20 protein-coding genes are annotated in these 20893 nt (G+C 62.0%); 13 read left to right on the plus strand and 7 right to left on the minus strand.

What is annotated here, in order from left to right:
- The first annotated feature begins 66 nt into the window (after positions 1–66).
- Positions 67–1569: an FAD-dependent oxidoreductase gene (locus GVL04_RS09390; RefSeq protein WP_159703002.1), complete on the plus strand. Its 1503-nt coding sequence runs from the start codon at positions 67–69 to the stop codon at positions 1567–1569.
- Here GVL04_RS09390 and GVL04_RS09395 read toward each other — a convergent pair.
- Positions 1566–2543, minus strand: a complete 978-nt coding sequence (locus GVL04_RS09395) for a hypothetical protein (RefSeq protein WP_159703005.1) — start codon at positions 2541–2543, stop codon at positions 1566–1568. The genes GVL04_RS09390 and GVL04_RS09395 overlap by 4 nt on opposite strands.
- Positions 2544–2623: 80 nt before the next feature.
- Between GVL04_RS09395 and GVL04_RS09400 the strand changes: the two genes are divergently transcribed.
- The 4 genes from GVL04_RS09400 to GVL04_RS09415 all read left to right on the plus strand — a co-directional run bounded on the left by GVL04_RS09400 (position 2624) and on the right by GVL04_RS09415 (position 7105).
- On the plus strand, positions 2624–3112 hold the full coding sequence (locus GVL04_RS09400; RefSeq protein WP_159703008.1) for a DedA family protein: 489 nt from the start codon (positions 2624–2626) through the stop codon (positions 3110–3112).
- Between the two features lie 32 nt (positions 3113–3144).
- Complete coding sequence (locus GVL04_RS09405; protein ID WP_159703011.1) at positions 3145–3948, plus strand: thioesterase family protein; 804 nt, start codon at positions 3145–3147, stop codon at positions 3946–3948.
- Complete coding sequence (locus GVL04_RS09410) at positions 3948–4691, plus strand: lipoate--protein ligase family protein (protein WP_159703014.1); 744 nt, start codon at positions 3948–3950, stop codon at positions 4689–4691. The genes GVL04_RS09405 and GVL04_RS09410 overlap by 1 nt, the downstream gene beginning before the upstream one ends.
- 86 nt (positions 4692–4777) lie before the next feature.
- Positions 4778–7105 carry an FdhF/YdeP family oxidoreductase gene (locus GVL04_RS09415; RefSeq protein ID WP_159703017.1) on the plus strand — a complete coding sequence of 776 codons (2328 nt, stop codon included), beginning with the start codon at positions 4778–4780 and terminating at the stop codon, positions 7103–7105.
- 6 nt (positions 7106–7111) lie between these two features.
- Here GVL04_RS09415 and GVL04_RS09420 read toward each other — a convergent pair whose 3' ends face one another.
- The 3 genes from GVL04_RS09420 to GVL04_RS09430 all read right to left on the minus strand — a co-directional run bounded on the left by GVL04_RS09420 (position 7112) and on the right by GVL04_RS09430 (position 9224).
- Positions 7112–7744, minus strand: coding sequence for an MBL fold metallo-hydrolase (locus tag GVL04_RS09420; protein WP_159703020.1), 633 nt, complete (start codon positions 7742–7744; stop codon positions 7112–7114).
- The gene (locus GVL04_RS09425; protein WP_159703023.1) at positions 7741–8826 is read right to left on the minus strand and encodes an S-(hydroxymethyl)mycothiol dehydrogenase; all 1086 of its coding nucleotides are present in this window, start codon (positions 8824–8826) and stop codon (positions 7741–7743) included. The genes GVL04_RS09420 and GVL04_RS09425 overlap by 4 nt, the downstream gene beginning before the upstream one ends.
- Before the next feature lie 140 nt (positions 8827–8966).
- Entirely contained in the window at positions 8967–9224 is a 258-nt protein-coding gene (locus GVL04_RS09430; RefSeq protein ID WP_090825295.1) for a mycoredoxin, read from the minus strand.
- Positions 9225–9393: 169 nt separating this feature from the next.
- On the opposite strand from GVL04_RS09430, the gene GVL04_RS09435 reads away from it, so the two are divergent.
- The gene (locus GVL04_RS09435; RefSeq protein WP_235036227.1) at positions 9394–10140 is read left to right on the plus strand and encodes an SOS response-associated peptidase; all 747 of its coding nucleotides are present in this window, start codon (positions 9394–9396) and stop codon (positions 10138–10140) included.
- Between the two features lie 3 nt (positions 10141–10143).
- Here GVL04_RS09435 and GVL04_RS09440 read toward each other — a convergent pair whose 3' ends face one another.
- The gene (locus tag GVL04_RS09440; RefSeq protein ID WP_014921999.1) at positions 10144–10533 is read right to left on the minus strand and encodes a hypothetical protein; all 390 of its coding nucleotides are present in this window, start codon (positions 10531–10533) and stop codon (positions 10144–10146) included.
- A 46-nt stretch (positions 10534–10579) separates the two neighbouring features.
- Positions 10580–11116, minus strand: coding sequence for a TetR/AcrR family transcriptional regulator (locus GVL04_RS09445; protein WP_159703029.1), 537 nt, complete (start codon positions 11114–11116; stop codon positions 10580–10582).
- Positions 11117–11169: 53 nt separating this feature from the next.
- Between GVL04_RS09445 and GVL04_RS09450 the strand changes: the two genes are divergently transcribed.
- From GVL04_RS09450 to pdxS, 7 genes are all read left to right on the plus strand, one after another.
- Positions 11170–12231 (plus strand): FAD-dependent monooxygenase, encoded by a 1062-nt coding sequence (locus GVL04_RS09450; protein WP_159703032.1) that lies wholly within the window; start codon positions 11170–11172, stop codon positions 12229–12231.
- A gap of 82 nt (positions 12232–12313) precedes the next feature.
- The gene (locus tag GVL04_RS09455; protein WP_159703035.1) at positions 12314–12658 is read left to right on the plus strand and encodes a DUF6504 family protein; all 345 of its coding nucleotides are present in this window, start codon (positions 12314–12316) and stop codon (positions 12656–12658) included.
- Positions 12659–12661: 3 nt separating this feature from the next.
- Positions 12662–16162, plus strand: a complete 3501-nt coding sequence (locus tag GVL04_RS09460; RefSeq protein ID WP_159703038.1) for a DNA polymerase III subunit alpha — start codon at positions 12662–12664, stop codon at positions 16160–16162.
- Between the two features lie 131 nt (positions 16163–16293).
- Complete coding sequence (gene thrS / locus GVL04_RS09465; protein WP_159703041.1) at positions 16294–18303, plus strand: threonine--tRNA ligase; 2010 nt, start codon at positions 16294–16296, stop codon at positions 18301–18303.
- Positions 18304–18322: 19 nt separating this feature from the next.
- Positions 18323–18916 carry an HIT domain-containing protein gene (locus GVL04_RS09470; RefSeq protein WP_159703044.1) on the plus strand — a complete coding sequence of 198 codons (594 nt, stop codon included), beginning with the start codon at positions 18323–18325 and terminating at the stop codon, positions 18914–18916.
- Positions 18906–19535 carry a phosphatidylinositol phosphate synthase gene (pgsA, locus tag GVL04_RS09475; RefSeq protein WP_159703047.1) on the plus strand — a complete coding sequence of 210 codons (630 nt, stop codon included), beginning with the start codon at positions 18906–18908 and terminating at the stop codon, positions 19533–19535. Before GVL04_RS09470 ends, pgsA begins: the two co-directional genes overlap by 11 nt.
- Positions 19536–19790: 255 nt before the next feature.
- Positions 19791–20717 (plus strand): pyridoxal 5'-phosphate synthase lyase subunit PdxS, encoded by a 927-nt coding sequence (pdxS, locus tag GVL04_RS09480; protein ID WP_105693961.1) that lies wholly within the window; start codon positions 19791–19793, stop codon positions 20715–20717.
- Positions 20718–20779: 62 nt separating this feature from the next.
- Here pdxS and GVL04_RS24655 read toward each other — a convergent pair.
- The coding region (locus tag GVL04_RS24655; RefSeq protein ID WP_235036231.1) for a M3 family metallopeptidase at positions 20780–20893 on the minus strand (114 nt) is incomplete at its 5' end.

Here is a 20893-nt window from a genome sequence, read left to right on the forward strand (position 1 = left end):
AAGCATCGGCGACCGGCCTAGCGTTTCCCTCAACACATGCCAGTGAATTGAGAGGCAGGTTGTTTGATGAAATCGCTGTGGTTGGACCGCGAATCCGCTTTCACGTCCGACTCAATTCCTGATGAAAAGCACTTTGACACGATCGTTGTGGGCGCAGGCCTCACCGGAATGGTCGCAGCGCTGCTGTTGTCCCGGTCAGGCCAGCGCGTGGTGGTTTTCGAGGCCAGGACACTCGGCGCCGTCACAACGGGAAACACCACTGGAAAGCTAAGCCTCCTGCAAGGTGGTGTGCTCTCCGCGTTGCGCCGCCAGTACTCCCTCAAAGTGGTCCAGGCCTACGTGGAGGCCAACAAGTCCGGACAGGCCTGGCTCACGCAGTACATGGAACAGCAAGGCGTCCCCTTCCAGCGCCGCACAGCTGTTACGTTCGCAACCACCGACGACGGCGGCCAGCGGCTTCGCAAGGAAGCAGCCGATTCGCGGGATGCGGGTTTGGATGTGCATTTCAGCCGGGATGCCGGCCTGCCCTTCCCAGTGGTCGAAGCCCTGGAACTGGAAGACCAGGCACAGATACACCCTATGGACGTGCTGGAGACCCTCGCGAAGGACATCCGGGCGCATGGCGGGCTCATTGTTGAGGGTGTCCAAGTTCAGGATGTGGGATCAGGACTTCCCCTGGACGTGACCACACGGAAGGGCAACTTCACTGCCGACACCGTTGTGCTCGCAACGGGGACACCCATTTTGGACCGTGGCCTGTACTTCGCCAAGCTCGAGCCGAACCGCTCCTATGCGGCGGCCCTTCGAGTGCCGGGCGACATTCCACAAAGCATGTACCTTTCCATTGACGCGCCCACCCGGTCGCAGCGGACACAGCCTACCGCTGACGGTGAATTGCTCCTGGTGGGTGGTTACGGACATCCGGGCGGCCGGGCGATTTCCCCGCAGTCACATCTTGACGAGTTGCTGGGATGGGCCAACAACCATTACCCGGGCGCCGAAGTCACCCACGCATGGTCTGCCCAGGACTACCAGGCGACCAACCTTGTTCCCTTCTTCGGGAAGCTGCCGCGGGGACACGGACGGATCTTCTTCGGTACCGGCTACAACAAGTGGGGTATGAGCAACGGGGTGGCCGCCGCCCTCTCCATCACCTCGGACATCCTTGGCGGCCAATCAGATTGGGCCACCGTCATTCATCATCGCGTCACATCGCCCAAGGGCGCGGCGGAGGCCATTCGGCATAACGCAGACATTGCCCGCCGGATGATCGAGGACAGGACCAGGCTCAGGAAGAACCCCGAAATCACCGACGAAACCCGCCCGCCCGAGGGGACTGGCGTCGTCGGACTTTACAAAGGTGAACCAGCAGCCGTGTCCACTGTGGCGGGCAAGGTCTGCCTCGTATCCGCCAGCTGCGCACACTTGGGCGGTCTCCTGAGCTGGAACGACGCGGAGAAGTCCTGGGATTGCCCCTTGCACGGCTCGCGGTTCACGGCCGAGGGCAAGTATCTCGAAGGGCCGGCAACCCATCACCTTCAAAAGTCAGTGGGCAAGAAGAAGGATTAGCTGAGTCGATCGACGCGCCGCTTGGCTTGGTCTGCTGCGCGTCGCTTTTGCGTGGCTGCCCGCACCGCGAGCTTCTTCCCCGACTCGGCGGTTTCCGCGTCACGGGTGAGTCCAATCAGTTCCGCTTCCAGGGACGCCAAGCGCTTCCTAACGTCTTCGATGTCGGATTTGAGGTTTGTTCTGCGGGCTGAGAGCGCATTGACGAGGTCCCACGCTTGGGACGCAGCTTCCTCGGCAATGCGAGCCTCTTTGTTGGCGTCTTCGAATTCGCTCCGTGCTTCCTTCAGCGCTGCCTGTTGTTTGGCTGCACGGCGATCCGCCAGGGATGTCGCCTGCTCTTGTTGTGCCTTCTCCGGCGCAGGCGCTCCTTGGGCCCGCGATTTTGGGGTCTTTGTGCCGGAACTCGCGGGGCTTCTCCTGGCCGCCGGCTTCGCGGTGGTCTCTTGTCCGGGCGCAGCTTGGTCCTCGGGGCCAGCCGCAGCAACGGCACCGGTCAGGTCAACGGTTTCAAAGCCGCTGCCGCTCAGCCCGCGTACCAGCCGGCCCGTTGCCACGGCGGCGGCGGCGCCGGCATCAGCCATCGCGGCCCTGAACGTTTGCTCCGCATCTGCAGCTGCGGCGGCACTCAACGGTGCACCCAGTTCGCCGGCGAGGTCCTTCGCTGCATGTACTGCCGCGGTCAGCTGTCCTTGCCGCTGCTGACCCAGCTCGCGAAATGCCTCCGCGTCGCCCTCCTCTTGGGCGTTTCGGAGGGAAACGCCAAAACGCACGACGCCGTCAATCACCTCGGGTTTGTGAACGGCCAGCATGTTGATTGCCCAGGCGCCGGCGGCAGGCTTGGGGAGGCTGCCGATCCCTTTCGCAAGGTCCTTATCGCCGTCGTCCTTGGCTTTGCGGACCAGGGCAGTTCGCTCAGTTGTGAAGTCACGGGGCGCTACGGCGTACAGCTCCTGGGCGGCGTCGCGGAGGTCCATGAACTCATCCTAGGGTTTCATCCCGGGGGCGCATGGGACCGAATCCGCGTTCCGGCGATGCTTAGGGTAGCCTAAGTCGGGTGGACCAGATCACGAGCTTGCCCTTCGGTGTCGCCCTCGCGGTGCTCTTCGCGATTGTCATGATCCGCGTCAATGTTACGTACTGGATTGGCCGGGGCGCCGTGGCCGGTTTCGCCCACACCCGCTTCGGGAAGTCCTTGGAGCGTCCCAAAGCAGCCCGTGCCCAAGCCCTGATCCAGCGATGGGGTCCGTACGCCGTCGTACTTTCTTTCCTGACCATCGGCCTCCAGACAGCCATTAATCTTGCAGCCGGCGCGGCTCGAATGCCGCTGCGACGCTACCTGCCGGCCGCCGTCGCCGGGTCTGTCATCTGGGCGTTTCTTTACGCGACCGTCGGACTTGCCGCCCTGGAGGCGTGGCTGGCGGTAGCAGCGGCGTCGCCCGTTGGGGCAGGTGTGGGAGTTGTCGCGCTGACTGCCGTCATTGTCTGGGTGGTGGTGGTTCGCAGGCGTCGTTCTGCGGACAAATCAGCGGATACAGTGGTCTGAGTTCTACTGCTGGATCGGCGAAAGGCTCGGGGTTGACTACTGTATTACCGGAACTGGCGGATGGCGATTCCTACTACGAATCGTTGGGCGAGGGACGCTACCGTTCCACGATCCATGCCCAGGGCGCTTGGAATCCCCATGAACAACACATGGCTCCGGCCTCCGGCATCCTTGCCGATGCCCTTGTCAGGCATGAGCCCAGGGACGACGTCCGCCTGGCGCGGATCAGTTACGAAATCCTCGGACTGATTCCAGGCGGCGAGTTCCAGGTCACCACCTCGACACTGAGGCCGGGACGGACGATTGAGCTCATCCAGGCCGAACTCACCGCCGGAGGCAGGGTCGCGATCCGCGCCGCAGCTTGGCGCATGGTCACCAGCGATACGAGTGCGGTAGCCGCGGTGGAAGACGAACCCATGCCCGCCCCGGATGAGTGCAAGCCTTGGGACGGAGCCAGCGTGTGGCCCGGCGGTTACATCCGCTCGTTGGAGATGCGTTTGGCGGAGGGGCATCGCCCGGGATCCGGCAAGGTGTGGATCCGGACCTCCCACCCGCTGACGGACCAGCAGGACAGCACGGATCTTGCGCGGTTGATGGGCCTGGTGGACACCGCCAACGGGATTGCCGCCCGGGTTCCTCCGGGGGAGAACAGCTATATCTTCCCCAACGTTGACTTGCAGATCCACATGTACCGGGCACCGTCCGGTGAATGGCTGGGACTGGACAACAAAGTCTCCTTCGGATCCGACGGCATCGGCCTGACGTCCACTGTGCTCCACGACGTCAGCGGACCGTTCGGCAGGGCCGAGCAAATCCTGACGTTGAGGAAGAGCTGATGCCGGCCGAGGCGCGCGGCCAGCTCACGGCGTATCGCCAACCGGAATCGATGGGTGCGGCAGAGGACCTCGATTTCGCCCTGGAACTGTTGCAGCGTGCCCGCAGCGGGCGGCTGGGTCCTTCCCTTCGCCTGTATCGTCCGCAGCCCACGGTGGCGTTCGGGCAGCGGGACGCGAACCTTCCTGGTTTCCCTGCAGCGGAGGAGGCCTGTCGGGAGCTTGGGTTCGAACCCCTGATACGGAAAGCCGGAGGACGGGCAGCCGCATATCACCAGGGCACCTTGGTGATTGACCACATTGAGCCGCATCCTGACGCGATCGTTCGGGCCAAGGCTCGCTTTTCCGAGTTTGGTGAGTTGCTGGCTGGTGCGCTTCGCAGCGTCGGTGTCCATGCCGCCGTCGGCGAAATCCCGGGAGAGTACTGCCCTGGCGAGTTCAGCGTCCATGGCGAAGATCCCGATTTCCCGGCGCACAGCATCAAACTGATAGGCACCGCGCAGCGGGTCGTCTCGGGTGGTTGGCTGTTCAGCTCAGTGATTGTCGTGGAGAACTCCCAACCGATCCGTGACGTCCTGACGGCGAGTTACGCCGCACTTGGCCTCGAATGGGATGCCGCAACCGCCGGTGCGGCCAACGACCTGCTGCCGCATTTGGATGTGCAGACTGTCGAGGAAGCAGTCATTGAGGCCTACCGCGGTTATGCGGACGTCGTCGACGGCGACTTCCGCAGCCTGGTGGGCTAGCGGCACCTGCACCGTTGAGCGTGTTTGGGCCCGGGTCTAGGCTGGGGTAAGCAGGGTACCCAAGCACGCGGATCGCGGTGAAACAGATGGGCCGGAAGAGACACCCGATTGAGGATTCTGACGCAGGCATCAGCGTCAGTCCGCCCAAGAGGTCCGCGGCCGGTTTACCCAGCCTGAGCGAGACTCTTCCGCATGCCATGGCTTCCCTGGGTCCTTCCCGGGCATGGAAGACCTTGAAGGCCGTCAACCAAAAAGACGGTTTCGACTGCATGAGCTGTGCCTGGCCTGACCCGCCCGGGCGAAAGGCTGCCGAGTTCTGCGAGAACGGCGCGAAGGCCATCGGGTGGGAAGCCGAGCCGCTGAGGATTCCCACCGAGTTCTGGGCGGAGAACGCCGTCAGCTCTTTGGAACAGCGATCGGAATATTGGCTGGGGCAGCAGGGCAGGCTGGTGGAACCGGTGTACAAAGCCGCGGGATCGGACCTGTATGTTCCGGTTGGCTGGGACCAGGCTTTTGAGATCATCGCCCGGGAGCTGAACGCTCTTGAGAGCCCGGACCAGGCCACTTTCTACACCAGCGGGCGGACCAGTAACGAGGCGGCTTTCCTCTATCAACTGTTTGTCAGGGCCTTTGGAACCAACAATCTTCCCGATTGTTCCAACATGTGCCACGAATCCACAGGTGTTGCCATGGGGGAGACCATCGGGGTGGGGAAATCGGCCGTCACCTACACGGATTTCGCCAAGGCTGACCTGATCATCATCATGGGTCAGAACCCGGGAACCTGCCACCCGCGGATGCTGACAGCACTGGAAGAGGCCAAGCTGGCCGGGGCTTCCATCGTTGCGGTGAACCCGCTGCCCGAGGCCGGCCTGATCAACTTCCGGAATCCGCAGAGGCCGCGCGGACTCATTGGCAAAGGCACCGACCTTGCCGATCAATTCCTGCAGATCCGGATTGCCGGGGACATGGCACTGTTGCAGGCTCTGTCCAAGCGCGTCCTCGACGCTGAGAGGGCGGCACCGGGAACAGTCCTGGATCGTGCCTTCATCGATGAGCATTGTCAGGGTTTCGTGGGCTTTGCGGCCCATCTGGCCACGTTGAATGAGCGCGACGTGTTGGCTGCTACGGGTCTGAGCAGTGCGGAAATCGATGAACTCGCTGGGAGATATCTCCGCGCCGACAAGGTCATCATCACCTGGGCCATGGGATTGACTCAGCACAAGAAGGCCGTCTCCACCATCAAGGAGATCATCAACCTGCTCCTGCTGCGCGGCAATATCGGCAAACCAGGGGCAGGCCCGTCCCCGATCCGGGGTCATAGCAACGTCCAAGGTGACAGGACCATGGGTATCTGGGAGAAGATGCCGCCGCGGTTCCTGGATGCCTTGGAGGCGGAGTTTGGCTTTGACCCGCCAAGGCGGTCCGGAGTGGATGCAGTAGGGAGCATCAGGGGCATGCGGGATGGCAGGATCAAGGTTTTGTTTGCCTTGGGCGGCAACCTCGTCCACGCGATCTCAGACACCGGGGTTGCCGAAGCAGCGGTGAGGAAAACCCGGCTCTCTGTCCAGATTTCCACCAAGTTGAACCGGTCCCATGCGGTGGTGGGTGAGCAGGCGCTGATCCTGCCCTGTTTGGGGCGAACCGAGGTGGACAGGCAAGGCGGCGTTGAGCAGTTCGTGACGGTGGAGGACACGGTCTGTGCCGTACACCGCTCGGCGGGTCCCTTGGAGCCTATTGCTCCGGGCGTCATGTCCGAGGTGGCTATTGTCAGTCATCTTGCCCAAGCGGTCCTGCGCATCAAGGTGCCGGTGGATTGGGCTGGGCTCCACGCCAACTACGACACCATCAGGGACCATATCTCCCGCGTAGTGCCGGGATTCGAGAATTTCAACACGCGCATCCGGGAGCAGGATGGCTTCGTGCTGCCCCATGGGCCCAGGGACAGCCGGACCTTCCCGACCACCACAGGTAAGGCGATGCTCTCGGTCAACGAGCTTGAGACCATTCAGATTCCCGCAGGTCGGCTGCTCTTGCAGACCGTTCGGTCCCATGACCAGTTCAACACCACTACATACTCCATGAATGATCGGTACAGGGGTATCAAGAAAGGCCGCATGGTGTTGCTGGTCAATCCGCGGGACTTGGACGAGTTGGGCTACCAGGACGGCGGGTACGTAGACGTGCATGGCGAGGCCGACGACGGCGTGGACCGTGTCCTGCCCCAGTTGCGTTTGGTGTCGTACCCCACTGCGCGGGGCTGCGCCGCTGCATATTTTCCGGAGGCCAATGTGCTGGTGCCGTTGGAGTCGACGGCGGAGGAAAGCAATACCCCGGCGTCGAAGTCTGTGATTATCCGGCTTGAGCCGGCTGCCGAACCGGTTTACGGAACGGCAGCCGACCAAGGGTCCTGAGAATGGTCAGTGCCCGCGGGCGATCCATTCGTCCAGATGCGGCTTCTCTGCTCCGATGGTGGTGGAGTCCCCGTGCCCTGTGCGGACCACTGTTTCATCCGGAAGGCTGAGAAGCTTGGTCTGGATGGACTCAATGATGGTGGGGAAGTCGCTGTAGGAGCGTCCCGTGGCGCCTGGCCCGCCTTGGAAGAGGGTGTCTCCGCTGAAGAGTGTGCCTTCGCTGGGAAGGTGGAAGGACACGGACCCCGGTGAGTGCCCGGGGGTGTGAACGGCCTTCACTGTGGCGCCGGCAACGGTGAACTCCTCTCCGTCGACGATCGCTGCGTCGGGGTCAACCTCGGGGAACACCGCACGCCACAGCATCCAGTCGTCCTGGTGCAGGTGGATGGGGGCCTTGGCGAGCTCCCTGAATTGACCGGCCGAGCGAATGTGGTCGTCGTGGCCATGGGTCAGGAGGATGGCTTTGACCGTGCGGCCGTTGACAGCCTGCAGGATGGCGTCAGGATTGTGCGCGGGGTCGATCACAATGCATTCAGAGTCGTCACCGACGATCCAGACGTTGTTGTCAACGTCCCAGGTACCGCCGTCGAGCGAGAAAGTGCCGGACGTGACAACGTGATCAATTTTGAGGGTGCTCACAGTTCAACCACCGATCGGAGGACGGCGCCCTGGTGCATTTTGTCGAACGCTTCTTCGACCTGGTTGATGGTGATGCGTTCGGTGACGAACGCATCCAAGTCGAGCTTGCCCTGCTTGTACAGGTCCACGAGCATGGGGAAGTCCCGGGAGGGCAGGCAGTCTCCGTACCATGAAGACTTGAGCGATCCGCCGCGGCCAAAGACGTCAAGCAGGGGCAATTCCAGGGTCATCTCCGGGGTGGGGACGCCCACCAGGACCACGGTTCCGGCGAGGTCGCGGGCGTAGAAGGCCTGCTTGTAGGTCTCGGGACGTCCGACGGCGTCAATCACCACGTCTGCTCCGAAGCCACCGGTGAGCGCACGGATTTCCTCTACGGGGTCCCCTGCAGAGGAGTCGACGGTGTGTGTGGCGCCCAGTTCCTTGGCGCGTTCGAGCTTCTTGGCATCGATGTCCACGGCGATGATGGTGGTGGCGCCTGCGAGCGCTGCTCCTGCGATGGCTGCAACGCCTACGCCTCCGCAGCCAATGACGGCAACCGAGTCGCCGCGCTTGACTCCGCCGGTGTTAAGCGCGGCTCCCAAACCGGCCATGACACCGCAGCCGAGCAGGCCGACGGCGGCGGCATCGGCGTCGGGGTCGACCTTGGTGCATTGCCCCGCGGCGACCAAGGTCTTTTCGATGAAGGCGCCGATACCCAGTGCGGGCGAGAGCTCAGTGCCGTCTTCGAGGGTCATTTTCTGGGTGGCGTTGTGTGTGTTGAAGCAGTACTGGGCCTGGCCGCGGTTGCAGGCGCGGCAGTTGCCGCAGACTGCGCGCCAGTTGAGGACCACGCGGTCGCCGGGGGCCACGTCCGTGACGTCGGGTCCTACTGCGCTGACCACTCCGGTGGCTTCGTGGCCGAGCAGGAACGGGAAGTCGTCGCTGATGCCACCGAGTTTGTAGTGGAGGTCGGTGTGGCAGACGCCGCTGGTAAGGATGTCCACCAGGGCTTCGCCGGGTCCGGGCTCAGGGACCAGGATGGTTTCGAGGGTTGCTGGTGCGCCTTTGGAGCGGACGACGACACCTTTGACAGCGTGGACCATTGAGAGATTCCCTTCGGGCTCGCGGAGAGAGGGCCCTTAAATGGAGCAGGCCCGCTACGGATTCCCATTCTGTCTATCACAGGTGGCAGACAGGATGTGGATTGTTCCGTGCGGGCCCAACAGCAGCCGGGTGATGGCTCCTAGGCGGCGAGCCGGCTCTCAACCTCGGAGGCGGAGGGGTTGGTGGCCGCAGTGCCGTCGGGGAACAGGACGGTGGGTACTGTGCGGTTGCCTCCGTTGAGCTTCTCGACGAGTTCGGCAGTGCCATCTACTTCTTCGATGTTGATCTCGGTGTAGCCGATGCCCTTGGCGTCCAGCTGCTTCTTCAGGCGGTTGCAGTAACCGCACCACGTGGTCGAGAACATGGTGATGGTGCCGGAGTCGGGAGTGAAATCCACAGAGCTCTCCTCAGTATTGGTCGTTTTCACGGGGGTGGTTCATTCGTAACAACGGTAACCCGGGGCCGAATAATTCCCTTCCAGCGGCGAAGCCGGGTTACGTCACACGCCTGCGCTGGTGCGTTCTTCCAGGAAAGGGCAGACTGTTCGCATGTGTGGACGTTATGTAATGGCCCGTGCGGTGGGGGACCTGCTTGCCGATTTCGACGCCGAACTTGAGAACGAGATTGCACTCGAAAAGTCGTGGAACGTAGCACCCACCGATGCTGTTCCCATCGTGTTGGAAAGACTCGTCGATGACAACCCGAAGCGGCAGCTCCACGTTGCCAAGTGGGGCCTGGTGCCGTCATGGGCGAAGGATCCCAAGGGGGGTGCCCGCCTGATCAATGCCCGCAGCGAGACCCTCCTGGAGAAACCGTCCTTTAAGAAGGCTGCTGTTGCACGTCGTTGCGCAGTTCCCGCTGACGGCTATTACGAATGGAAAAAGGGCGAAGGAAAGAACAAGCAGCCCTATTACGTACACCCGGGAGATGGCCAAGGCCTGGTCTTTGCGGGCTTGTATGAGTGGTGGCGGGACCAGTCGGCATCTGATGACGATCCGGGACGTTGGTTGCTGTCCATGTCCATCCTGACCGCGGACACCCCGACGGCCGAGTCGGCCCGGACCCGGCGCAGCGCCTCGGTCTTTGATGAACTGACAGCGCTCCATGACCGTGTTCCATTGCCCATGAGCACAGAGACGATGGAAGCCTGGTTGGATCCGCGGGAGAAGGACGCCGGGGGACTGGTTGAGATGGTCCGTTCCAGGGCGCACGATGCCGCTGCTGGCTGGACGTTGGATCCTGTGGGCAGTGCCGTGGGGAACGTCCGGAACAACTCCCCGGAACTCATTGAGCCGGTGGAAGGTCTCTTCTAGCGGTCAGAGAGCCTCGGTCACCGGGACACCGGACTGGAACTCCCGGCCGTCTGCCTCGCTGAAGCCCGTCATGACGTGGCCCTTGCTCAGCCCGTGGATGGCCGACATCGGAAAGTTCCCCGTGATGACGTTGCCCGAATGCTCCACGCCTTTGATGTCGTAGTTTTCCTCGGCGCTGAGGGAGTGGTTGAAGGAGTAGAACGAGATCGCCTCGCCATTCATGAATTCGATGCCGAGCCTGCGCTGTGAGGAATAGTCCTCGCTGGCAGCAACAAGGCCCACGACGTAAGCGCCGGAGCCTGGTATGTTGCCATCGATTTCGAACCTTGCCACAAGGTTGTCGTCTTCGGCGGAGATGTTGACCTGCTTCAGGAGTGCGTCATTGGTGCTCATGCCACAATCCTGCTCTGTGGACCCGCCGGCGTCCACCCCTTTTGACTCATCCTTCCAACAGGCGCCGGATGTTGCGGGCCACGGCGGATCTGTCCATGACCTGCCCTTTTCGGGCCGTGAGCAGATGCAGCGCAAGCCCGTCGCCGTAGTCGGAAACTGCCTCAGCCCTTGCTCGTGCTTCAGGAATATCCATGGCTTCGAGCAGTTGCGCCAAGGCTGTCACCAAACGCTCGTGCCCGTCGGCGACGACCTCGGGTTGGTCCAGCGCGAAAACGAAACGGGCCCGGGTCAGTTCGGCGTTGTCCCCGGCGAGTCCCATGACTGCTCCGGCGATTTGCTCCGCCAAGGACGCTGCCGACGTCGGGAATTCCAGCTTCCCCTCCTGCAGCAGGAGGCGGTCCAGTTCTTCAACACGGTCGACGGCGGCACCCACCAGTGCGGCGCGGTTGCGGAAGTAGTTCGAGGTAGTCCCGACGGCGACGCCGGCCTGGGCGTCCACGGCCCGGTGCGTGAGGCCCTTGAGGCCCTGCTCCGAGACCACTGCGAGCGCAGCATCGGCTATCTGTGTTCGTCGGTCAGGCATGGCGAAAGTCTAGCTGCAAACCCCTACCGGCACTACAAATGTAGTAGTACAGTGTGGGCATGAAAAAAGTGGTGATCATTGGCGGCGGAATCGCCGGCCTGGCACTCGCGGCCCGGCTCGATCCCGGCAGGTTCGACGTCACGGTTTACGAACAGCGGCCGGAACTCCCCCTTGTGGGAACAACCCTGGCCATGTGGACCGAAGCCCAGCAAGCATTGTCCGGCCTGGGCCTCCTTGGTGCCGCGCGGAGCCGGGGAGCCATCATCAAGACCGGTGCACTCCGAAGCCCTTCAGGAGAACCCATGCTGTCCATGGAGGGGGAAGGGCTAATGGGGGTCTCCCGACCTGAACTGCTGGCATTGCTGGATTCGGCGGTGCCTGAAACCGTGCGTCGGGTTACGGGGAGGGTGGAACGCTTGCCCGGCGGCGCCTGGCTGACCGTTGGAGCGGATGGCGTCCACAGCGTTGTTCGCCGGGACTCCTGGGGTGAGCGTAGTGCAGCCAGGCCCACACCCTTCCTGGCTGTCCGGGGAGTCGTTTCCGGAACCCCTTCGCCTGAGGAAACCGGCGAGTACTGGGGCCACGGAGAGATCTTTGGCTTGGCGCCTGCCGGGGGTGGAACCAACTGGTACGCCTCCTTCCGCTCCGATCTCGGTCCGGACAGGGTGAATGTCGCGGAAGCACTCGACGTGACTCGAAACCGCTATGCCAATTACTCGCCAGCTGTGCGGGATGTTCTTTCCCGGGCAAACCCGGACAATTCGCTGGCGCAACGCATCTGGACAACCCCACCACTGGGCCGTTATGCGCGCGGCAATGTGGTGCTGGTTGGGGATGCTGCGCACGCCATGACCCCCAACCTGGGCAGGGGCGCCTGCGAAGCACTGATCGATGCCGTGACCTTGGGCGGACTGCTCAACGAACTGCCGTTGAAGGAAGCGCTCGCCGCCTATGGCAGGAAGCGGGTACGGCGCACCCAGCAACTACGGATGGCCTCCTCCCTGATGGGGAGCATCGCCCTTTCCCAAGGCCCGCAACCCTGGCGCGATGCCTTGCTGAAACAGGTGGGCAGGCGCGTATCAAGAGCCCGGGACGGGGCTGGAACTTCGAAGTAGGTTTTGTCGAGGCGTCGGCGTAAACTGAATTTATTCGAACATACATTCGAATAAAGATCTCCGACGCAAACGAGGTGTGGAAATGGGGCTGTTCAGTGAGTCCGTCGGCGTCATCTGCACGGACACAGGCCAGCCCCGGGAAGTCCAATGGAAAGGGACGCAGTACACAGTCTCCAACGAGCCTGTTCGATGGTACGAGAGACGCCAATGGTGGCTCGAAGAAAGCCGCGCACCCCTGGGCAGCGGAGCCGGACTGGTAGACCACGAGATCTGGCGTGTTCAGCTTCAGCGCCTCAAGGAAAAAGAACCTGTCACCGGGACCATCACACTTGACCTGGTCCGCCACGTGGGCAGCGGACGCTGGAGGGTCCTTCGCATCCATGACGCAGCACCAGTACAGGCCGCAGAGCCAGACGAAGCAGCGTGACCCTTGAGCTTCACCCACCTCCATGTCTCCACAGCCTTCAGTGCACACTACGGCGTCTCCTGGCCGGATGAACTGGCCCAAGCAGCCGCAGCAGATGGCGCAACCGCGCTCGCCTGCACAGACCGGGACGGACTCTACGGCACCATCAAGCACCTCAAAGCATGCATGGATGCGGGCATCGACCCCATCGTGGGGGTGGACCTGGCAGTATTCGACGACGACGGCGACCATCGCACCCAAGTGGCGGGCCGCGTCGTCGTCCTCGCCCACGGCAACAACAATGGCGCCGGTTACACGGCCCTGTGCCGCCTCATATCCGACGCCCACGCACGCACCTCAGGTAAAGCCGGCGGAGCAGTCCCCATCGCAGTCACCCGAGGTGAACTCGCATCACGAACCCTGGACCCCAAAACCCTCAAACAGGTCCTAACAGTCCTGATCGGCCCCGACTCAGATGTAGGAAGAGCCATGGGTGGACGCAAGTACCTGCGGCCAAGAACCCTTTTCAAGCAATGGATCGATGCCATGCCCCCCGGGACCATCGTTACCGAAACCGTCTCCCACCTCAGCGCACCTGGCGAACCGCTCAGCACGGCACATGCCGTGCGGATGCTCAAACTTGCCCTTGAGCACAACGTCCCCGCCATCCTCACCAACGCAGTACGCTTTTGCGCCGAGGACGGCGCCGCCACCGCAGACGTCCTGGACTCTGCACGCTCCCTCAAATCCCTCCCGGAACTCTCAACAGAACCCCTCCTGCAACCAACAGGGCAGGGCTGGCTGAAGACCTCCCCGCAAATGCTCCAACTCGGAAAAGAAATCATGAACGCGGCAGGCCAGGGAAAAGCCGACCTGCACAAACTGCTCGCCAACACAGAGGCGCTCGCAGACAAATGCCGAATTGACCCCGTCCTGGACATGGGATGGAAGAAACCAGTGGTTCCAGAGGCCTCCATCATCGGCATTGACTGCGACCCCATGGTCGAACTGACCCAACGTTGCGAAGCAGGAATCACCAGAAGGTTCCCCGGCATCAAGGGAGAAGCTGAAAAGCAGCTGCGCTCGCGGTTGGACCATGAGCTCGAAATCATCGCCCGGCTGGGTTTTGCATCGTACTTCCTCACTGTGGCGGAGGTATCCCGGATGATCCTTGATATGGGCGTCAGGGTTGCCGCCAGGGGATCTGGCGCGTCAAGCCTGGTCAACTACCTGATCGAAATCAGCCAGGTGGATCCGATCCGCCACGACCTCATTTTTGAACGCTTCCTGTCGGGCCGCCGTTCAACGCTTCCTGACATCGACATCGATGTCGAAAGCGCTGAACGGCACAACGTTTATCGAAAGATTTTTGAGCGTTTCGGATCCGAGCGCGTCACCCTCATGAGCATGCAGAACGGTTACAGGGCACGAGGAGCTGTTCGGGACGCAGGCCTGGCCCTGGGGATGGACGACGGCGAAATAGGTGAGATCGCAAAACAACTGTGGAGATTCTCCGCGCGCAAGTTCCGCGAAGCATTGGTGGAGAAGCCGGAGCTCCGTGATTTTGCCGGGCGGGTGGAAAGAGGCGGGTTGGAGGAGAACCAGCAACTCGATCTTCTGGTGGACCTCACCGAAAGGCTGGACCGCCTGCCCCGGCATATCTCAATGCATCCTTGCGGCGTGATTTTGGGCGATGCCACGCTGTTGGACCGGACTCCGGTCCAACCCAGCGGCTTGGGATTGCCCATGAGCCAGTTCGATAAACACGACATGGACCCCATGGGAATGCTCAAACTGGATGTCCTTGGCGTGCGGATGCAAAGCGCCATGGCATTTGCCGTGCGGGAAGTCATTCGCCTTCATCCGTCCAAAGCTGAAGTGGTGGCCGCAGGTAAGCATCCTGTTGAGCCGGGCGGGACAGGGCCGGACTTTATCGCCGCGGACGGCAGGATCGACCTCAACGCCGTACCGTTCGACGACGAGCCCACCTATGAGATGATCCGCAGCACCCACACGCTTGGTTGTTTCCAGATCGAGTCCCCGGGCCAGCGTGAGCTCATAGGAAAGATGGCTCCCCGGGAATTCAACGACCTCATTATCGATATCTCGCTGTTCCGGCCCGGGCCCATGAAATCGGACATGGTGCGGCCCTTCCTTGAGCACAGGCACGGATTTGCGCCTGAGATCTACCCTCATCCGGATTTGAAACCGGTATTGCAAGAGACCCATGGGGTCACGGTTTTCCATGAGCAGATCCTGAAGACCTTCCAGGTCATGACCGGCTGTGGACTGGCAAGGGCTGATGAATTCCGGCGGGCTTTGGGTGATGAAATCCATGAACCAGGGGTTGAGGCATACTTCCGGCGTAAAGCGATCAAGAAGTACCCGCCGGAAGTAGTGGACAAAGTCTGGGGAACCCTCAAGGCCTTTGGCAGCTTTGGTTTTTGCAAAGCCCATGGAGCTGCATTTGCCGTGCCCACCTACCAATCTGCCTGGTTGAAAACCCATCATCCGGAAGCTTTCCTTGCAGGATTGTGGGAGCACGATCCCGGGATGTATCCCAAACGACTGTTGGTGGCCGAAGCTCGTCGGCTGGGCATACCCATCCTGCCCTTGGACATCAACCGGAGCCATGCCGAATACCGGGTGGAGAAAATCCAGCAGGGCACTGATCAGGGCAAACTTGGTATTCGTTTGAGCCTCACTGGGATCTATGGGCTATCAGGTGCTGAATTGACGAGGATCGTGGCAGGGCAGCCGTACGATTCCCTGGCAGACCTGAGGGCGCGGGCAAGAGTCAGCAAGCCGAACATTAAGAGGCTTGCCCAACTTGGGGCTTTTGATGCCCTTCATAAGGACTCCGGTGGAAAAGCGAACCGGGCGGACCTTGTACAGCACCTGCAGGCCCTTCAAAGCAGGACCAGCAAAAAGACCACTGACATTATTGATGGACAGCTGTCCTTTGCGCTGGGCGATGTTGAGTTGAGGAACCTGGCTCCGGAGCTTCCCGAGCCGTCCATGGTGGACAACGTCAGGGCTGAGCTGGACCTGATGGCCGTCGATGTCAGTGAGCACCTCATGGACAGCCACAGGCCCCTTCTGGACAAGCTGGGAGTCACTACTGCCGATAAACTCCTCGGGCTTCGCAATGGGACCGAAGTGTTGGTGGCAGGGGTTCGGGTAGCAACGCAAACTCCGCCGATGCGTGGCGGAAGGCGCGTGGTGTTCATCAGCATCGATGACGGCACCGGTTGCGTGGATTCGGTCTTCTTCCATGAAGCCCAGGAGGAATCCGGGCCCCTGTTGTTTGGTACCCGCCTTCTGTTGATCCGTGGAACCACAAGGCGGACCGGTCCCAAGGGAATCAGCCTGAGCGCCACCAAGGCCTGGGACCTCGGCCAGCCTGAAACGTTGCCATACGCAGACCTTCGCCCTGCCGGAGGTGGCCTGCCTGATGAATTCATGCATCGAGGGCCTTTGCATGGCATCTCCCGGAACCTTGCCATCACTGGTCTTGGAAGCTGATCAGGCCTCTGAATCCGGCGTCGGCGCGCTGCTTTGGCCGCCCCCGCCGAAGCAGATACGATTGACGGTGGCTGGCTGTGGTCCCCGTACGCCACAAGCTATGAAGCCTTAACTATGAATAGGAGACACCCGTGTCAGATGCCCAACAGATCACCCTCATCGTCGATGGCGAAGAGACCAAGGTGACGGAAGGGACTACCGGCGCGGAACTCTTCTTCGAGCGCCGCGACGTCGTTGTAGCCCGGGTCAATGGTGTGCTGACGGACCTTGACCAGGTCCTCGCCGAAGGTGCAAACGTCGATGGCGTCACCATTGAATCACCCGACGGACTCAACGTGCTCCGCCACTCCACGGCCCACGTCATGGCCCAGGCGGTTCAGCAGTTGCGGCCCGACGCAAAGCTCGGCATCGGCCCCTACATCACGGACGGCTTCTACTTCGACTTCGATGTCGCTGAGCCATTCACCCCGGAAGACCTGCGCACGCTGGAAAAGATGATGCAAAAGATCATCAACCAGAACCAGAAGTTCGTACGCCGCGTGGTCACCGAAGCTGAAGCCCGCGAGGCCATGGCCAACGAACCCTACAAGCTGGAATTGCTGGGCAAGAAGAACGACGCAAGCGACGCCGCTGAAGGCGTCAACGTTGAGGTCGGCGCCGGCGACATCACTATTTACGACAATGTGGACCGGAAGAGCGGCGAGAGTGTCTGGTGCGATCTTTGCCGCGGCCCTCACCTGCCCAACACCAAGATCATCTCCAACGCGTTCGCGTTGACCCGCTCGTCCGCCGCCTACTGGCTGGGTAACCAGAACAACCAGCAGCTGCAGCGTATCTACGGCACCGCCTGGCCCACCAAGGAAGCCCTCAAGGCCTACCAGGAACGCATCGCCGAAGCCGAGCGCCGCGACCACCGCAAGCTCGGCGTCGAACTTGACCTCTTCTCCTTCCCGGACGAACTGGGCTCCGGTCTTCCGGTGTTCCACCCCAAGGGCGGCATCATCCGCAAGGCCATGGAGGACTACTCCCGCCAGCGCCACGTGGATGCCGGCTACGAATTCGTTTACACCCCCCACATCACCAAGGGACACCTCTACGAGGTTTCGGGACACCTGGACTGGTACAAGGACGGCATGTTCCCGGCGATGCAGGTGGATGCCGAATACAACGAAGACGGCAGCGTACGCAAGCCGGCCCAGGACTACTACCTGAAGCCGATGAACTGCCCCATGCATAACCTGATCTTCCGCTCCCGCGGCCGGTCATACCGCGAACTTCCACTGCGCCTGTTCGAATTCGGTTCGGTGTACCGCTACGAGAAATCCGGCGTAGTGCACGGCCTGACGCGCGTCCGGGGCATGACACAGGACGATGCCCACATCTACTGCACCCGCGAGCAGATGAAGGACGAGCTCACCACCACGCTGAACTTCGTCCTGGGCCTTCTCAAGGACTACGGGCTGGATGACTTCTACCTGGAGCTCTCCACCAAGAACGAAGAAAAATTCGTTGGTGACGACGCCGCCTGGGAAGAAGCTACCCGCACTTTGTCCGAAGTTGCTGCTGCTTCCGGCCTGGAGCTGGTGCCGGATCCGGGTGGAGCGGCCTTCTACGGTCCCAAGATCTCTGTCCAGGCGAAGGACGCCTTGGGCAGGACCTGGCAGATGTCCACCATCCAGTTGGACTTCAACCTTCCGGAACGATTCGAACTGGAATACCAGGCAGCGGATGGCACGCGCCAACGCCCCGTCATGATCCACCGGGCCCTCTTCGGATCCGTTGAACGCTTCATGGGTGTCCTGACCGAGCACTACGCCGGGGCGTTCCCCGCCTGGCTCGCCCCAGTCCAGGTGGTTGGCATCCCTGTGGCCGAGACATTCAACGACTACATGTTCGACGTCGTGGGCCAACTCAAGGCAGCGGGCATCCGTGCCGAAGTGGACATCTCGTCGGACCGCTTCCCCAAGAAGATCCGCACTGCAAGCAAGGACAAGATCCCCTTCGTCCTCATTGCCGGCGGTGAGGACGCCGAGGCCGGCGCGGTTTCGTTCCGCTTCCGCGATGGCAGCCAGGACAACGGGGTGCCGGTGGCGGAAGCCGTCCGCAGGATCGTGGACGCCGTCAAGAACCGCGAGAGCTGACGGAACGGACACATAGACGGTGCAGGAGAACACAGGCGCGGCAGCTGACCTACCAGGCGACGCCGACGTAACCGATGACTTCGGATTGGCGGGCGTACCGGACGCGTTTCAGCGCCTGTGGACTCCGCACCGCATGGCCTACATCAAGGGCGGGCAGGATCAATTCAAGAACAAGGATGACTGCCCGTTCTGTGTAGGACCCACGCGTTCCGACGAGGAATCCTTGATCGTCTACCGGGGGAGGACCTGCTACGTGGTCCTCAACCTTTTCCCGTACAACCCGGGGCACTTGTTGATCTGTCCCTATCGCCATGTGCCTGACTACACGGACATCACGGTGGAGGAGACAGCCGAGTTCGCCGAACTGACGCAGACCGCCATGCGGGTGCTCCGGAAGGTTTCGAACCCCAGTGGCTTCAACCTGGGCATGAACCAGGGTGTCACCGGCGGCGCGGGAATCGCGGCGCATCTTCATCAACATGTGGTTCCGCGCTGGGGCGGGGACGGAAACTTCTTCCCGATCATCGCCCAGACCAAGGCCATCACCCAGACACTCGACGAGGTACGCAAGCTAGTGGCCGAAGCCTGGCCGGGGGAGTCGAATGCTCAATAGGCATGCGCGCGGCTTCTTCACTTCACTCTTCACCCCACTTGCGCGCTGGCTCCTCAAGATCGGTGTGTCTCCTGACGCTGTGACCATGGCAGGAACTGCCGGCGTAATCCTGGGCGGTCTTGTGCTGTATCCGCTGGGCCAGCTGTGGTGGGGCTCGGTCGTGGTGGCCTTCTTCGCGTTCTCGGATGTGGTGGACGGCATCATGGCGCGTCTGCAGGGCAGGAGCGGTGGCTGGGGCAATTTCCTGGATTCCACCCTGGACCGTTTGGCCGATGGTGCGATCTTCGCCGGCCTCGCCATCTGGTTCTTCACCCAAGGCGAGGATTCCGCGATCGGTACAGCCGCCGTCGTCTGCCTTGTCCTTGGAATGGTGGTCTCCTATGCCAGGGCCAAAGCAGAATCCCTGGGGTACCAGGCGAGCGTGGGGATCGCCGAGCGCGCCGAGCGTTTGGCGTCGGTGCTCCTGATAGCAGGGCTCACGGGATTGGGGCTGCCGCCCGTTGTGTTGTTCGGGACCTTGATCCTGCTGGCGCTGGCCAGCGTAGTCACCATCATTCAGCGGATGTCCACTGTGCGCAGGCAGGCCATGGCCGAGGCCGATGGAACGGCAGCTGGATAGGGGCCTACGCGCCACACTCTCCCGAGGGAACTGGCATCCGACCAGATTCCTTCCCCGACGGTTGTGCAGCTGTCCTATCACAGCCCCTTTTGTTGCCCGTCAAGGCAGTAATGAATGTACTGCCACCGTGCAACGTGCGACTACTATTACTAGTACTTGGTCACCTTGACCTGAAACCCGGTGTGCGCTGATTGCGGTCGTGTGGCTGCGCGTGCCTCCGGCAAGAAGGTCGTTTATCTACCCATAGGGGTTTTTGTGTCTACACCAGATGTAAGCAACGAAGCCGGTTCGTCCGCGAACAGCGTCACGGGCAGCAGCCGCGTTAAGCGGGGCATGGCGGAGATGCTCAAGGGCGGCGTCATCATGGACGTCGTTAACGTCGAGCAGGCCCGCATCGCTGAGGATGCCGGTGCCGTCGCCGTCATGGCGCTCGAGCGCGTCCCGGCCGATATCCGCGCCCAGGGCGGCGTGTCCCGCATGTCCGATCCCGACATGATCGATGCGATCATCGCTGCCGTGTCCATCCCGGTCATGGCCAAGGCCCGCATCGGCCACTTCGTCGAAGCCCAGGTCCTGCAGTCCCTCGGTGTGGACTACATCGACGAGTCCGAGGTCCTGACCCCGGCCGACTACATCAACCACATCGACAAGTGGAACTTCACCGTCCCGTTCGTCTGTGGTGCCACCAACCTTGGTGAGGCTCTGCGCCGTATCAACGAGGGCGCGGCGATGATCCGTTCAAAGGGCGAAGCCGGCACCGGTGATGTTTCCAATGCCACCGGGCACATGCGCAAGATCCGTTCGGAGATCGCCAAGCTCGCCGCGCTGCCCGAGGACGAGCTGTACGTTGCGGCCAAGGAGCTGCAGGCCCCGTACGAACTGGTCAAGGAAGTTGCTGCGACGGGCAAGCTCCCCGTGGTCCTGTTCACTGCCGGTGGCATCGCGACCCCGGCTGATGCTGCGATGATGATGCAGCTCGGCGCTGACGGCGTGTTCGTTGGTTCGGGGATCTTCAAGTCCGGCAACCCGGCCGAGCGTGCCGCCGCCGTCGTGAAGGCCACCACGTTCCACGATGACCCCGATGTCATCGCCAAGGTCTCCCGCGGCCTCGGCGAAGCGATGGTCGGCATCAACGTCGACGAAATCCCCCAGCCCCACCGCCTCGCAGAACGCGGCTGGTAGCAAGCAAAGCAGCCCGACGACGGCGGCCGGTCACCTTCCGAGGTGACCGGCCGCCGTCGTTTCTATTCCAGTCCGCGGCGTTTCAGGAGGGGTTCCAGCTCAGCGTCCCGGCCACGGAAGGCACGGAATGAATCCAGCGGGTCGCGGCTGTTGCCCCGGGAAAGCAATTCAGAGCG

Source organism: Arthrobacter sp. 18067 (assembly GCF_902706295.1).
In the GTDB taxonomy this organism is placed as follows: Bacteria; Actinomycetota; Actinomycetes; order Actinomycetales; family Micrococcaceae; genus Arthrobacter.

Bases quoted from the DNA above. Each gene is read 5' to 3' on its own strand.
- GVL04_RS09390 (WP_159703002.1), top strand. From the start codon at position 67: ATGAAATCGCTGTGGTTGGACCGCGAATCCGCTTTCACGTCCGACTCA.
- GVL04_RS09395 (WP_159703005.1), bottom strand. From the start codon at position 2,543: ATGGACCTCCGCGACGCCGCCCAGGAGCTGTACGCCGTAGCGCCCCGT.
- GVL04_RS09410 (WP_159703014.1), top strand. From the start codon at position 3,948: ATGCCGGCCGAGGCGCGCGGCCAGCTCACGGCGTATCGCCAACCGGAA.
- GVL04_RS09415 (WP_159703017.1), top strand. From the start codon at position 4,778: ATGGGCCGGAAGAGACACCCGATTGAGGATTCTGACGCAGGCATCAGC.
- GVL04_RS09425 (WP_159703023.1), bottom strand. From the start codon at position 8,826: ATGGTCCACGCTGTCAAAGGTGTCGTCGTCCGCTCCAAAGGCGCACCA.
- GVL04_RS09435 (WP_235036227.1), top strand. From the start codon at position 9,394: ATGGCCCGTGCGGTGGGGGACCTGCTTGCCGATTTCGACGCCGAACTT.
- GVL04_RS09440 (WP_014921999.1), bottom strand. From the start codon at position 10,533: ATGAGCACCAATGACGCACTCCTGAAGCAGGTCAACATCTCCGCCGAA.
- GVL04_RS09445 (WP_159703029.1), bottom strand. From the start codon at position 11,116: ATGCCTGACCGACGAACACAGATAGCCGATGCTGCGCTCGCAGTGGTC.
- GVL04_RS09455 (WP_159703035.1), top strand. From the start codon at position 12,314: ATGGGGCTGTTCAGTGAGTCCGTCGGCGTCATCTGCACGGACACAGGC.
- pgsA (WP_159703047.1), top strand. From the start codon at position 18,906: ATGCTCAATAGGCATGCGCGCGGCTTCTTCACTTCACTCTTCACCCCA.